The sequence below is a fragment of the Actinoplanes sp. NPDC051537 genome (assembly GCF_055586105.1).
Genome location: NZ_JBVJIU010000001.1, coordinates 314,058 through 328,723 on the forward strand (window position 1 = coordinate 314,058; position 14,666 = coordinate 328,723).

Sequence of the window (14,666 nt, forward strand, 5' to 3'; positions counted from 1 at the left end):
AGTAGGGGGGGGGGGACAGGGCGATGGTTGCGTCTTGCTCTCCGCTTCGGGTGGGGGGGGGGCCCCCCCCCCCCCCCCCACCGTCGGGTGTCATCGGTCAGCGGGTGGAGGTGTAGTTGTCGATCGCCGCCGCACCGGTGGTCGCGCCGGTCGACGCGATCATGCCGAGCGCGGCGGACTCGACGGTCCGGGTGGACGTGTTGCCGGTGACGGTGCCCACCTTGAGGCCGGCCACGGAGAGAGCGACGGAGCCGGACGTGGCCGACTTCCAGTCGACCGCGACGGTGACCGCTGTGGTCGGCACCGCGGACCAGGCCGAGTACGTCCAGGCGGTGCCGGCCAGGAGACCGGCGCGGACCTGGCTGCCAGCGGCGGTGCGCCGGTATTGCACGTTCACCACGGCGCTGCCGCTGGCAGCGCGGCCCTGGAACAGGTCCACTGTGCTGCCGCTGGTCTGGTACGTGCCGGCCGCGAACCCGAACTGGGCGTGCAGCGTGCCTTCGGCCGCCGGGGTGGTGTCCACCACGTAGGCGGCGGTCCGGCCGGTGACCGTGAGCGCCGGCGAGTTGCCGAACGCCGCCGACGGTGCCACCTGGACCGTGCCGACCCGCTGCGACCAGGCGCCGGCTCCGGTGTCGAAGTTGTTGGCGAAGATCACCGACGATCCGGAGACGGTCACCGTGACGGCGGTGACCCGACCCCAGTTTCCGGCCGCGTCCTTGGACCGTAAGGAGAACGTGTGGCTGCCGTTGGTCAACCCCGGCACCGTGGCGCTCAGCGTCGCCGTGGTGGCCGCGGTCGCGGTGACCGTGAGAGGCCGCGCGGCGCCCGCGCCCGGATCGGTGCCCTCGAACCACTCGCCGGCGGCGATGCCGGAGAGCGCGTCGGCGGCGGAGGCGGTGAGGGAGACAACCCCGGCCGCCACGGTGGCGGTCGCGGTCACCGCGGGACCGGTGCGGTCCACGGTGAACGTCACGCCGGTCAGCGGACCCCAGTTGCCGGCGGAGTCCCGGGCGTGCACGAGCATCTGGTGCGTGCCGTCCGCGAGCCGAGTGAGCTCGCTGAGCGGAACCAACGCGTACGTGTTCTCGGTCTGCTGATTGAACGATCCGTCGAGGGACAGGAAGGTGAAGCCGGCACCGTCGACGCCGGGCGTGTCGATGAAGCCTTCGGCGGCGGCGATGCTGCCGTTGACCCCTGCGGACGCGGTGTCGGTGAATGCCGCGTTGATGCGCAGCTCGGTCGGATCGGCCGGCGATCCGTTGGTGCCGTTCGTAGTGGCCGGCAGGACCGCGCCGCTGAGCAGCGTCGGGCCGGTGCGGTCCACGATCAGCTGCACGGTGGCCATCGGACCCCAGACGTTCGACGAGTCCCGGGTGTGCACCAGGACGGTGTGCCGGCCCTCGCCGAGCGCACCGGTGACAGCCGCCGGAATGGTGGCCTGCTCCGCGCTGATCACGGAGTTGGGGGCGTTGAGGGTGAGCGGTTGCCCGCTGCCATCGGCGCCGGCCACGTCGACGAAGTACTCCGCCGCGGTTACGGTGCCGCCCAGCGCCGAGTCGTCGCCGGTAGCCTCGACGGTCAGGTCGACCGGGCCGGAGACCGGGTTCGGCGTGACGGTCGGGCCGGTTGTGGCGGCGCCGGTGACTGACAGGTTGAGCGCCACCGAGTCGACCACGCCCCAGTTGCCCGCGCTGTCGTGCGCCCGCACCCAGAGGGTGTGCCGCCCTTGGGTGAGCTTCTGCAGGTCGGCGGGGTTCACGGTGGCGGTGGCGCCGGTCACCGTCGGGCCGCCGAACGCGCCGGTGTCGAACGGGATGCCGGTGCCCTCGGCGACGCTCAGATCGTCGATGACGACCTCGGCGCGGTCGATCGGCGATCCGCCCGTGGCAGCGTCGCTGAAGTTCGCCGTAACGGTGACCGGGGTGAGCACGGTAGCGGGGCTCGGGCTCGCCGTCACCTTGGCCGGGACCGGGCCGACGTGGTCGCCGCTGACCGGCTGCGGGTTGGTGTCCAGATAGGTCATCATCCCGCCGAACGCCTGCTGCGGGCTGATCCCGGGCACCGTGGCGCCGACCTTCTGCCCGGCATTGTTGAGCAGGCTGCCGGATTCGAAGAGCATGAACCGGCGCCCGTCCGGCCCGGCCGGCATGGTGCTGATCGTGTCCACGGTCTGTCCGGGCGCCAGCGGCACCGTGACCGTGGCCTCCGGGTAGGCGGTGGGCCGCGAGTCCTGGCCCACCACCGACTGGTCGATGCCGAGCACGGTCATCGGATGCGCCTGCACACCCGCGTCGAGGTAGCGCAGCAGGACCTTACGACCGACGTCGGTGGCGACCGGGTCGGTCTCCGGGAAGGCCTTGCCGTTGATCAGGCGGTACTTCGGCCGGTACGAGCGCAGGTCGAGCTTCAGCGGGTCGGCGTTGAACGCCGGGTCCACCTCGGTGAGCACCAGGACCGCTTCGTCGTCGTATGCCGAGCCGGCGTCACCGTACGCGCTGGGCTTGTCGCCGGCCGCCGGCGCCCGCACGACCAGGGCACCGACCAGGCCCATCATCGCCAAGCGGCCGCCGTTCGCGGTGTGGCCGGCCTCGTAGAGGTAGGTACCGGGCCGACCGGCCTTGAACGTGTACGTCTTGGTCGCGCCCGGCGCCGCTCCCGCGGTGTCCGGTGCGAACCCGGTCACCGCCGGGACCGCGAGCGACAAGGCTCCGGTCAGGCCGTTGTGCACGGTGACCTTCACGGTATCCCCTTGATCCACCACGAGGACCGGACCGGGCGTGCCGGCGGGCGCATCCGCCGTGGACGCGAATCCCCAGATCGGCAACGGCGCGGCGGCGCCGGGCAGAACCAGCTGGCCGGGCTTGGCCCACAGGTCGCAGGCGGCGTCGGTGCCGGTGATGGTGCAACCGGTCTGCTTCAGAGCACCGACCGGCGGGCCGGGCGGCGTGAGCCGGGCGGGCAGTGCCGCGACCGGGCCGGTCCGGGGGTGGACGGCCGGCGTGGCGGCGTGCGCCGCGACCGGTGCGATCAGGGCGAGCACGGTGCCCGCGACGAGGGCCGCGCCTCGCACTCCGGATGGAGGCTTCATCTCGATCCCTTCGTCGTCACTGCGCGGGGCAGCCGGCGGGAGGATCGATGCGGATGAGGGTCATCATCCCGCCGAAGCTCGCGCCGTAGTTGGTGGACTGCTCGAGGGCGTGGCTGTGCGCGACGTGGTAGTACTCGCCGCACTGGTTGTTCTGCACCACGCCGGCGGGCAATTGGCTGCCCGTCTGCCCGAGGTACGGGCTCTCGCTGAACCAGGTCTCCGTGCCCGGCCCGACGATCTGGTCCTGCAGCTGCGGGAGTTGGACCGGGATGGGGTTGCTGGCCGGGTCCCAGTGTTCGGCGTCGCGCCAAGTCATCAGCGTGTCGACGGTCTGACCGGGTGCCACGTCGATGAGGAAGTTGGAGTACGACAGGTCCTGGCCGCCGGGACCCTGCGCGGGGTGCCCGTCCCGCGAGATCAACTGCTCATCGCTGCCGTGCGGGTGGAACGGGTAGCTGGTGACGCCGGCGTTCAGGTAGCGGATCAGCGACGCCTTCGGGTTGGTGGCCGCGTCGTACGGCCGGATGTGGATCAACGCACCGTACGGCTGGCTGGGCAGCCACGCCGCGCCGTTCGGCGCGATGGTGTCCGGCATGCTCCGACCGTTGATCATGAAGTACCGGGCCTTGTACTTGGTCCAGTTGTAACCGCGGCCGCGCTCGACGGCCAGGTGCGCGTCCGGGTCGACCTCGCTGAGCAGGTATAGGTACTCGTGTCCGGTGTCGAAGGCCGAATCGGGCCGGTCGTTCTCCTGGTTGGGGTGGCCCTTCGGGCGCACGATGAGCGCGCCGAACAGACCCATCTGCTGCTGCTTCTGCACGTCGGTGCCGGACTCGTAGAGGTACGTGCCGGGCGCGCCGGCGGTGAAGGTGTAGGTGACCGAGCCCCCGTTTCCGGCGGCCGTCGTGGTGAGCGACGTGAGGTTGCCGGCCGCGTCGTTCTCCGGCTGGACCGGTTGACCGCCCGCGAGCACCTGGGGCTGACCGGGGAACATGATGGAGGTGGGCTCGGGCAGCGCGTTGTGCAGCGCGATGGTGACCTTCGCGCCGGACTCCACGCAGAGCGAGGGGCCGGGCAGCTGGAACTGGCCGCCGGAGTCGCCGTAGCTCCACATGAAGATCGAGTTGCCGTCCGGGGTGGACACGTAGCCGCCCTGTGCGGTCAGCGAGAAGCTGTTGCTCGACGAGGTCTCACACTGCAGGCCGTGGGTGGGTGGCGCCGCGGAGCTCTGCGGCGCCGGCACCGTGAGCACGCCGACGATCGCGAGGACCAGCGCCGCCGGGCCGACCCGCCGGACGCGTGCCGCCGGCAGGCGGGGAACGAGAGCACGGAACACGACTGGCCTCCTCATGCGTTCGGGCCCGACTGGGCGCGGAGGGTGCCGGGGGGCGACACCCGGATCTCGGTCATCTGGCCGCCGGAGCCGCCGCCGGAGCCGTTGGTCAGCGCGAGGTAGTCCCGGTCGTACAGCAGGTAGGTGCCGGGATCGGGGGCGGTGAAGATGACGTCGCGGCTCTCCCCCGGGCCGATCTGGACGCTGTTGGTCACCGCGTACTCGCTGGAGCCGTCGCGGCCGCGCAGCAGGCCGGCGTCCTTGCCCACGACCGTGAGGTCGATGCCGTCGACCGTCATGGTGTGGTTCTGATAGCCGAGGTTGGCCAGGCGCAGCAGCACCCGCTCACCGCTGTTGCAGGTCACCAGCGACGAGATCGGCTGGTAGCGCAGCCGGCCGGCGCCGGTGACCGGGTTGCCGTTCGGCGCCAGCGTGTCCGGGTACGCCCGGCCGTTGAGCGCGAAGAACGTCGGGTTGTAGTCGGTCCAGTCGCTGACCTGGATGTGCGCGTCGCGGTAGTGCGCCTCGGCCCAGATCTCGGTCATCATGAATGCGAACTCGCGGTCGTAGCGGGTGGAGCCGTCGCCGCAGTTGTACGCGTACTTGCCGGGCGGCAGGTCCGTGGTGCCCCTGTTCTGCACCGGCCGGACGAAGAGCATCCCGGTCATGCCCATCTGCACATGCTCCACGTCCTCGAAGTGGCAGTGGTACATGTACGTGCCGGGGTCGTGCGGGCGGTAGAAGTAGGTGAAGTCGCGGCCGATCGGCACCGCGATGGACAGTTCGGGCACGCCGTCGAACAGCGGGATCGCGTTCCGGAATCCGTGCCAGTGGATGGTGTGCCCGTCGACCAGGTCGGGGCGCTGGGAGAGGCCCAGGTTCGACAGGGTGATCTTGATGTCGGTCTCCTGGTCGAAGGCGAGCATCGGCGCGGAGATCTGTGCCTTTCCCCGCTGCGCGGTGACGTCGGCGGCGCTCATGCCGGTGACGTCGCGGAAGCCGAACACGTACAGGTTGGTGTTGGCCGGCGCCAGCGCGTCGGGCCAGAACGGTGCGATCGCGGGCGCGCCGTCGGGCATCGAAACCCAGCCGTCGGTGCCCGCGAGGTGGACCTCGGTCACCGGGGTGACCGACGCCGCGGCGGTCAGGATCTGCGTCTGCCGCACACCGGCGGAGCTGCTCGCGGGCAGCAGGGCGTAGCCGGCTGCGCCGGTCAGACCGGCCAGCAGCGAGCGCCGGCTCAGCCTGCGGATGGACTCTTTGTCGGACACAATTGTCTCCTCGGACTGCGATGGGGTACGGCGAGGGAGGTCCGGGGGCGGTGGCGGCCGCCCCCGGACACCTGGCGGGGTTACCTCTCGTCGGCCCCGATGTCGGGCCCGGTCAGGCTGCGGTTCTCACCGTCGATGTCCACCCGCGGCGAGCGCACGACGACGGTGCCGAAGGTGCGCGAACCTGCGCCCGCGTTGTTCGCCGGCGAGCCGGCGGTGAGGTGGTAGTCGCCCATCTTCGTGCCGGCGACGTGCTGGATGACGATCACGGCCTGCCGGAACGCCGGGTACGACCGGGACACGTCGATCGACACGTTGGTCGGGAACGCCGCCACGACCATCGGATCGGTCAGCTTGTTCGTGCCGCTCGGCGCCGTGCCGGTGGTCGTCTGCAGCACCGAGTTCGTCGGCGTGAGCTGTCCGACCCCGTCTCCGGAACCGAGGTCCCAGTGATTCACCGGGTCACCGGCCGGCGCGTCCGGTGACCCGATACCGGTCACGTAGGAGCCGTTCCAGCCTCCGGCGCGGTTGTCCCAGAAGATGTTGTTGAACAGCTTCGGGTCGCTGAACTTGGGTGCCGTGGCCGGCAGAGTCGCCTGCAGCTGCACGCTGTTCTCGGCCGTGGACAGGCCGGCGGGCGCCGGCTTGCCGTCGCTGGTGACCGCGGTGGCCGTGGTGATGTTGTTCATCACGGTGTTGTTGACGATCCGCACGTCCGGCGCGTCGTCCAGGGCGATGCCGCCGCCCTCGTGCGCCGAGATGTTGCCGCTGACCACGTTGTTGGTAACCGTCTCGGGGAAGTTGCCCGCCGACAGGAACCGGATCCCGCCACCGTCGTCGTTGGCGAGGTTTGCCTGCACCGTGTTGCCGTCGAGGGTGACCGCGCCCGAGCCGGGCGACAGCTTGTTCGGATCCGGCGGCAGCTCACCGGCGATCATGATGCCGCCGGCCTCGTCGTACGACTGGTTGAGGTACACCCGGTTGGCGGTGATGCTGCCCTGCGGGGACAGGCCGTAGTGCGAGATGCCGCCGCCGTACTCCGCGGAGAAGTTCCCGCAGATGGAGTTGTGGTCCACCGAGTAGCCGTTGCTGCCCTGGAAGATTCCGATGCCGCCGGCGAGGTTGGTGCCACCGTTGTCGCGGATCTGGTTGCGGGCGATCTTGACGTTCTCGTTGTGTGTGTTCGTGTACGGCGTACCGACCCGCACGGCACCGGCGTACGAACCGCTGTTGCCCACGATCACGTTGTCGGTCACCTGAGTGTTGCGGGCCTCGGCGTGCAGGTACACGCCGCCGCCCTGGGTGATCACGGCGCCGGTCGCGCCGTACGGCGTCTTGATGCCGCCGGTGACCTCGTTGATGTTGCCGGGGAAGTCGGACTGGTTTCCGCCGGTGATCCGGAACCCGTCCACGGTCGGCGCGTTCAGCGCGTTGAACTGACCCTGACGGGCCAGCACGGTGACCACCGAGCCGTCCGGCACCGCGGTCGGGCCGGCGTACCGCAGCGAGGCGACCAGCGCCATCCAGGCGGTGCCGTTGGCGTTGTCGATCGCGAAGTCACGTCCGTCCAGGATGGACCCGCTCACGTCGGTACCGTCCGGGTACTGACCGCCCGGACCGGTGCCCTGCAACTTCACCGAGGAGTGCACGACCACGTTCTCCAGGTACGCGCCGGCCGGGTTGTTGGTGGTTGCCGTGTTCGGCCAGACCACGACGACGTCGCTCTCGAGACCACCTAGCGCGGAGGCCGCATCCTGCAGGGCCGCCTGCACCGTGCGGTAGGTCTTCTCCCCCGGCGCGACGGCCGAGGCCGGCGGGTTGACCTGGCGCAGCCGCGGGTTCAGCACGGTGCCCAGCAACAGGTTCCCGGAGCCGAGGAACTGGAACGTCAGCCCGTTGACGGTCTGCGCGCCGTCCGCCCGGGTGATGCTCAGCGTCGCCGCGGTCGGCAGTGCCGGCGTGCCGAGAGTCACCTGGATCTCCCGGTCGGTCCAGCTGTTCACCGTCGCGCCGATCCGGCCCAGCGACCCGGTCAGGCCGACCGAGCCCCCGGTCGTCCCGAAGCCGAGGCCCTTGATGGTGATGCGCCGCGCCCCGCCGGTCTCGTTCGACCGCAGGTACGGCTTGGAGACGGCGAACAACTGCGGCTTGTCGGGGGCCAGGTCGCATTGCACCGGGTCGAGCTGGGTGCCGTCCGGTGAGAGCGCCGTCATGGCCACCTGGGTCGGCGCGGTGTCGGTCACCGTGTACAGGCCCGGCCATGCCTGGAAGTTGGTGCCGATCGTACGGAATCGAGGGTTGTAGTTGTGGTTGAGATGGCCCGGCTGGCCGGGGTCGTTGCCGACGAACCGGTACATGTTCGGGCAGGGCCCGGCCGGAACGGGGCAGTTGTAGGTGTCGGTGGACGGCTCGATCGCCTCGTAGAAGCCGTTGAAGTCGGTGTCCACGGTGTCCACCAGCTTGCCGGCGAAGTCGTAGATGCCCATGGGCACGTTCGGCAGACCGTCCGCCTCGCCGTACTCGATGCTGCGGTTGTCGTGCGAGATCGCCAGGTCGTTGATGGTCAGACCCCAGAAGTGCGTCGGGATCGGCACCGGGGTGAACAGGTTGAAGTTCGGCGCCGTGGTCTGCCCGGCCCGGACGGTGACCAGCTTCGCGTCACAGAGGGCCTTCTGCTGCCCCTCGTACGGGCTGCCGCCGCCCGCGGCGAACGCCGGGTCGGTGACGTGCACGGTGTGGTTCTGGCCGGCGCATTCGGAGGTGATGCCGGTGCCGCCCGACGGGTTGCTGCCCGGATCCGGCTGTGGCTGGTCCCCGCTCGGCGGGTCGGCCGCCTGGTCGACGCTCGGCGGGAAGTTGTCCTGCGGCAGGTAGGCGTCGCCGTCGAAGACGTTGACGTCCTCCTCCTTGGTGACCTGGTACATCGGCTTGCCGTCGACCGGGTCCTTGGGGATGGCCACCCCGACGATGTAGTCGTCCGGCACCAGCGTCTGGGTCTGGCCGTCCGGAAGCGGCGCGTACAGCGGCATCTGGTGGTCGGCGGCTGGGTTACGCGGATCGCCGGGCGCGTACAGGTTCAGCTTCGAGTCGCTGAACGCGTAGTTGCCGTCGACGGTCTGCCCGAAGTTCGCCGGGTCGTTCTCGCTCGGCGCGAATTGCACACCCATCATCGGCGCCTCGAGGCAGGCCTGGTTGGCCTGGGCGCCGAATTCGGGCAGCGCCTTCTGCTGGGTCAGCGGCTGGCCGTTCCACATCCGGGCCGTGCAACCGCGGCCGGCCTGCCATTGCTCCGAGGTGTACGCGTCGTTGAGCTCCGGGCCCTTCTTCAGCGAGCCGTCGGCGTTCTGGATCGGGTCACCGTTCTCGTCCCGCTCCACCGCGTACAGGTGCACCGGAACGTTCGGAACGCCCGGCTGGTACGCCTCGGTCACCGAGTTCGAGGCGTCCAGCTCGTTGCGGGTCGTGTCGTACGTGATGGTGCCGGCGATCCCGCCGTTCTCCGCGCCCGCGTAGGGTTTGACGCCCCAGTCGACGGTGCCGGCGAGCCCGATTATCGGCAGGAAGTTGAGGTCGACCGCCGCGCCCTTCAGCGTGGTCGAGGTCGGCTCGTTGTCCGCCCGATAGGTGATGCCGGTGGTCCGGTATCGGGTGTTGAACGCCTCGAGCACCAGCCACTTCGAGAGCGGATAGGTCTCCTTGATGTCGTAGTTGCCGCTGTTGTCGGTGGTGACCGAGTTCGTGTACTGGTCCATCAGCGAGTTGTCGCGCTCCTTGACGGCCACCGGGAACCGCGGCACGCCCACCTCTCCGGGGTCGCGCTTGCCGTTCTCGTTCGCGTCGAGGTAGACCGAGCCCTTGATGTTGGTGAACCAGCCGACGAGCATCTTGGTGCCCACGTCGATCTTCTGACCGTTGCGGACCGTGACGTTGAAGCTCCACAGGATGAGCTCCTGCGGCTGGTCCCAGATGGTGAGCTGATAGTCGCCGTCGGGCACGTTCTTGATGTCGAACTTGCCGTCGGTGCCGCCCCGGCCCAGATAGACCATCTGGTCGCCGTTGTTCAGCGCGGACAGTGCCACCCACGGCTCGGAGATGGGGCCGGAGATCTTCGCGCCCGCGACGCCGGTCTCCGGCACCGTGACACCGCCCTGGCCACCGACGTACGGGCGGCCGACCACGCCGGTTCCGACGATCTCGCCGGTCACGCTGCTCGCCGGCAGCTGCTTCGGGGAGACGAAGCCGAAGTCCACGTACGGCACCTTCTCGGCGCCGAGCGTCTGCTCGGTGTCGTAACCGGTGTCGCCCTCCTGCACCCAGATGTCCCAGTCGAAGCTGCCCTCCAGCGTGGTGGTCTGCGCCCACACCGTGCCGTCCGGCCCGACCACCGACGCCGCGTACCGGTCGGGGCCCAGGTTGGGGATCAGGATGTCGCCCTTGGCGTCGCTGACGCACTTCCCGATCGAACCGGCGGCGATCTTCGGCTTGCCGTTCTCGAAGACGATCTTTCCGGTGGGGTGCGTCGCGTCCGGCGCGCTGTGCACGTACTCGGTGCACAGCGGGTTGCCGTAGTAGTCCACGCTGACCGTGCCCAGGACATCGGTCAGGTGCGCCGTGAAGCCCGCCAGGCCGCGCTCGGCGCCGACCTCGTAGGTGCCGTCGACCGGCGCGGTGTCGTTGAACACGCGCAACCGGATGGAGCCGAGCGGCAGAGGGTACGGCTGCATGTCGACGGTCACCGCGCTGGTCTGTCCGCCCGTGACGGCGAAGTGCGCGCCGTCGATCTTGTAGCCGTCGGCGGTCACCGAGACGAGGTACTTGCCGGTGGGCAGGTTTTCCAGCGCCTTGTCGGCGCTCAGGTCGGTCTGGTCGCCTTGGGCGACGATCGGGACGGCGCCCGGGGTGGCCCGGACGGACGGCCACTTGCAGTGGTCCGCGAAGTCGGCGGCGCTGGCGACGCCGGCCCGCGACGGCAGGCAGTTCTCCACGGCGTCGTGGGGGTCGCCCACGTCGTCCGCGGTCACCATCCAGTGATACGCGGTAATCGGATCGCCCCTCTGGATTTCGGGCGCCGGACCGACCGTCCGCGCGCTTTCGACCCGCAGGGACAGGCTTCCGTCAGCCGGGGCGGCCGCGACGGCGGGTGCCGTCACGACCACGAAATACCAACTCACCGGCAACAAACCAGTGGCCGCGGCGGTCAGCCAGCGCGGGAAGAGGCGACGCAGCATGCGGTTCCCCCTTGAGTAAGACCGATGAGCCGGCCGGGTGGCCGACGTGCGGGGAATCCTGTGCGTACGAGGCGGGTTTGCCGGAGTCAGATGACAGAGCGGTCATCCGGCCGTCATCTACGGACACCCCGACCGGCTCATCCGGCCGCCTCCTGGTTTGCGCCTGTCGGCACACCGGCGTCGGGCCAACCGGCGACCTACGCCTCAACCGTTCCGCTCGATCTTGGGGCGCAATCCGGGCACAAGGCGTCGATCGCCCGGAAGCCTCTGGACCCAGCCCACGCGCGGCCGTTGTAATGACCCGCAGTCAAGCGGACACCAAGCGTTACCTCATGGGGGGACCATGCATCGGCTCCTGGTCATCGAGGATGACGACCGTATAGCCCGCCTTGTCTGCCGCTCCCTGCAGGATGAAGGCTACGTCGTCGACTGCCGGGCCAACGGCGCTACGGGGCTGAACGACGCCCTCGCCGGCGATTACGACCTGGTGATCCTCGACCTCATGCTGCCCGGGATGCCCGGCGCCGAGGTCCTCGAACGGCTCGTCGAAGCCCGCCCCGAGCAACGGATCCTGGTGCTGTCCGCAGTTCCCGAGATCGGCGCCCGGGTCAGCGTGCTCGAGGCCGGCGCCGCCGACTTCCTCAGCAAGCCGTTCGCGATCGCCGAACTGCAGGCCCGCGTCCGGGCGCGGCTGCGAGCCACCGCGCCGGGGGCGGCGAATCGCTGGCTGCGGGCCGGGCCGCTGATGCTCGACATGCGCATGCACCGGGCCAAATTCGCCGACCGCGAGGTCGAACTGCCCCACCGGGAGTTCCTTCTGCTACAACATCTGATCAGCCGCAACGGACAGGTATGCAGCCGCGGCGAACTGCTCAACGACGTGTGGGGCATCGACTTCGACCCCGGCACCAACGTCGTGGATGTCTGCGTTCGCAGGCTCCGCGCCAAGCTGGACCGGCCCGACCGGATTGAGACGGTACGCAATGTCGGCTATCGCGTCGCCCACCATTAACCGGCTGCTGATCGGCGGCTGGGCGGCCGCCGCCACGTTGCTGGCCGCGCTGATGTGGCTGGAGCCCGGCAAGGAGACCGTGCCGTTCCACTTCATCTGGATCGGTCTCGCCCTGGTCTACGGCTTCACCCGCTGGCCGCTCGGCGCCATGGTGTCCAGCCTGCTGCTGGTGACCGCGGCGACCGGAGTGATCCTCGTGCACCACGCCGCCGAGGGGGTCATCGCATGGGAGGAGACCACCGAGGTGCCGCTGATGATGGCTGTCTTCGGCGTCATGGTGTGGCACGTGAGCCGGCGCAACCAGGCGCTGCGCGAGGTCCGCCGGCTGGCCGATGCGGAGAACCGCCGGCTCGAGGTGCAGCAACTGTTCCTGCGACTGGCGTCGCACGAGCTACGCACACCGATCACGGTCGCCCGCGGGTACACCGAACTTGTCCGCAACGCACACCCCGACCCGGTCACCCGCGATGACACCGACGTCGTCCTCGACGAACTGGACAAGCTCGCCGGGATCACCCAACGCATCGTCATGCTGATGCAGCTGGACGAGCCGTACCCGCTGGAGCCCGCCTGTCTGGACGATCATCTGGAGCGGATCGCGCACCGCTGGCGCCCGGCGGCTGACCGCCAGTGGTCGGTGCGCTCGCACATCGGCACCGCACTGATCAACGCCGAACGGCTGGAAGCGGCCATCGACACCCTGGTGGAGAACGCCATCCGGGCCACCGGGCCGGGCGACCAGATCGAGCTGATCGGCTCGTCGGACACGAACGGCTGGCAGGTCGCGGTGGCCGACACCGGCATCGGCATGCCTGAGGACCAGGTGGCGGACCTGACCGCCGGGCGGTCCGCGCGCAATATCGGCACCGGACTGGGCATGGCCATCGTCCGCTCAGTGGCGGCCACCCTCGGCGGCGAGGTACGGATCAGCAGTCGGCCGGGACAGGGCACCACGGTAGCCATCACGGTGCCGGTCGACGGCCCGCCGAAGCCCGGCCCGGCAGTTGAGGAGGAGTACCTGAGGTCCTGACCCGGCTTGCCGACGACGTCGATCGACACCCAGGGCGCTGAGGGTTGAAGGTGCTGGCGTCGATGCAACGCATGACGTCTTCCTCGTCAGATGGGAGGTTGGGGGTCGTACTGGATGCCGCGCCGGACTTGCCGGGCGCGGTCGGGGCCGGCGAAGCGAGCGACCAGGTGCAGTGCCATGTCGATGCCGGCGCTGACGCCGGCAGAGGTGATGAGGTCGCCGTCGTCGACCCAGCGATCGGCTGGGCGGACCATCACGGTGGGGTCAAGCCCGCGCAGTTCGTCCATCGCAGCCCAGTAGGTCGTCGCCGGCCGCTCGCGGAGCAGCCCGGCAGCAGCGTAGACCAGAGCGCCGGTGCAGACACTGGTCATCAACGGGACGGTCGCGCGCTGGGCGCGGACCCAATCGAGGTGTTCGGGGTCGCGCAGAAGCCCTCGGGTGCCTTCGCCGCCTGGGTATATGAGCACCTGCAGGGGTGGTGCGTCCGCAATGGCATGGTGTACGCCCAGCATCAGGCCCTTGGCTGCGGTCACCGGCAGACCGTCCTGGGACATGCAGGACACCGCCCAGCCGTCGTCCGGGTGGTTGCGGGTCCAGTGCGCCAGTACTTCCCACGGGCCGACGGCGTCGAGCTCTTCGACGCCGTCGAACAGCAGGATGGCAATGTGGTGTGGGAACGTGCCCGGCTCGTTCGTCATCTTCTCAGCGTGCCTTAGGAGGAGGGCGGTCCGGGGTCGTCCGCTCTGGAGAACTCTCGCCCACTGAAGAGTTCAATCTCTGGCGGCGTGGACGAGCGCCGAGGGCGTCTCGCGGCCGACGATTGCCGGGGCCTCATGGACGAGTTCGTCGTTCTCGAGGGCCTCCACCATGAACAGGGCAAAGTCCACTCGACGCGTGAGGTTGCTGGCCAGGATCGGATCGCCCACGTGCGCGCTCCACACGGGCAGGCCCTGGCTTTCGCCTTCCTCGAGGTCGCTGCCGCGCACAACTGTCCACCGGGTGTCGCTGGCAAACACCCGCCGGCATGCCTCCACCTGGTCGTCGAGGTCGACCTTTCGAGCGAGTCGCGCAAGCCGGCCGAAGACGTTAACCATCAATTTGAGCTTCCACGAGTACACGTCCTGGCCGTCGCGGGTGATGTGCCACCCGCACGAGAACACAAGGCGCGCGCCCGGACGTGCGAAGTCGAGCACCGCCTGGGTCGTTCCCGTCGAGTACCCGTTGACGCCGACCGGGGTCATCACGACGAGCACCCCGTCGCACCCCGCGACCGCGCGCTTGATGACCTCGGGATCGTTCGTTGCTCCCGGGATCACGGTGATACGCCCCTTGAACCGGTCGAGTTTCCCCACGCTTTCCGGCCGGCACACGCCGACCACCTCGTAGCCCCGATCCAACGCGTGCTGCACCATGTACTGCCCGAGTTTGCCGGACGCTCCGACGATGCAGACTCTCATTGTGTGCCTCCAATAACGTAGGTGTCTTGGACGAACGCTGCCGGCGGGCTTCGATCGTCCCGGCGGCGTACCAGCGCACGGCCATCTGCCAAGCGAGTCCCACCGTGAGCGCCCACGTGGCCGATCTCGGGGCCGGCGTCGACGATCTCGAAGAGGCGCCCGTGCTGGGCGAGTTCGTGGCCCATGGCCAGACCGGCCTGCCCAGCTCCGATCACGCGCACGGCTAGCGGTGGCCGGTCTGCGT

Annotated in this window: 9 protein-coding genes; 3 read left to right on the forward strand and 6 right to left on the reverse strand. The window is 69.6% G+C overall.

The annotated features are described in order from the left end of the window. Positions 1-97 precede the first annotated feature (97 nt). From ACZ6TB_RS01405 to ACZ6TB_RS01420, 4 genes are all read right to left on the reverse strand, one after another. A complete protein-coding gene (locus ACZ6TB_RS01405; protein ID WP_465549307.1) occupies positions 98-3,091 on the reverse strand; it encodes a multicopper oxidase domain-containing protein in 2,994 nt (997 codons plus the stop codon). A 16-nt stretch (positions 3,092-3,107) separates the two neighbouring features. Further along, entirely contained in the window at positions 3,108-4,427 is a 1,320-nt protein-coding gene (locus ACZ6TB_RS01410; RefSeq protein ID WP_465549309.1) for a multicopper oxidase domain-containing protein, read from the reverse strand. An 11-nt stretch (positions 4,428-4,438) separates the two neighbouring features. Further along, a complete protein-coding gene (locus tag ACZ6TB_RS01415) occupies positions 4,439-5,695 on the reverse strand; it encodes a multicopper oxidase domain-containing protein (protein WP_465549311.1) in 1,257 nt (418 codons plus the stop codon). A gap of 80 nt (positions 5,696-5,775) precedes the next feature. Continuing rightward, complete coding sequence (locus ACZ6TB_RS01420; RefSeq protein WP_465549313.1) at positions 5,776-10,923, reverse strand: hypothetical protein; 5,148 nt, start codon at positions 10,921-10,923, stop codon at positions 5,776-5,778. Positions 10,924-11,266: 343 nt separating this feature from the next. Between ACZ6TB_RS01420 and ACZ6TB_RS01425 the strand changes: the two genes are divergently transcribed. Beyond that, positions 11,267-11,935 (forward strand): response regulator transcription factor, encoded by a 669-nt coding sequence (locus ACZ6TB_RS01425; RefSeq protein ID WP_465549315.1) that lies wholly within the window; start codon positions 11,267-11,269, stop codon positions 11,933-11,935. Continuing rightward, entirely contained in the window at positions 11,907-12,965 is a 1,059-nt protein-coding gene (locus ACZ6TB_RS01430; RefSeq protein WP_465549317.1) for a sensor histidine kinase, read from the forward strand. Before ACZ6TB_RS01425 ends, ACZ6TB_RS01430 begins: the two co-directional genes overlap by 29 nt. 86 nt (positions 12,966-13,051) lie before the next feature. On the opposite strand, the gene ACZ6TB_RS01435 is transcribed toward ACZ6TB_RS01430, so the two are convergent. Both ACZ6TB_RS01435 and ACZ6TB_RS01440 read right to left on the reverse strand, forming a co-directional pair. After that, positions 13,052-13,663, reverse strand: coding sequence for a DJ-1/PfpI family protein (locus ACZ6TB_RS01435; RefSeq protein ID WP_465549319.1), 612 nt, complete (start codon positions 13,661-13,663; stop codon positions 13,052-13,054). Positions 13,664-13,735: 72 nt separating this feature from the next. Next, the gene (locus ACZ6TB_RS01440; RefSeq protein WP_465549321.1) at positions 13,736-14,422 is read right to left on the reverse strand and encodes an NAD(P)-dependent oxidoreductase; all 687 of its coding nucleotides are present in this window, start codon (positions 14,420-14,422) and stop codon (positions 13,736-13,738) included. 26 nt (positions 14,423-14,448) lie between these two features. Between ACZ6TB_RS01440 and ACZ6TB_RS01445 the strand changes: the two genes are divergently transcribed. After that, positions 14,449-14,649, forward strand: a complete 201-nt coding sequence (locus tag ACZ6TB_RS01445) for a hypothetical protein (protein ID WP_465549323.1) — start codon at positions 14,449-14,451, stop codon at positions 14,647-14,649. The last annotated feature ends 17 nt before the right edge of the window (positions 14,650-14,666 follow it).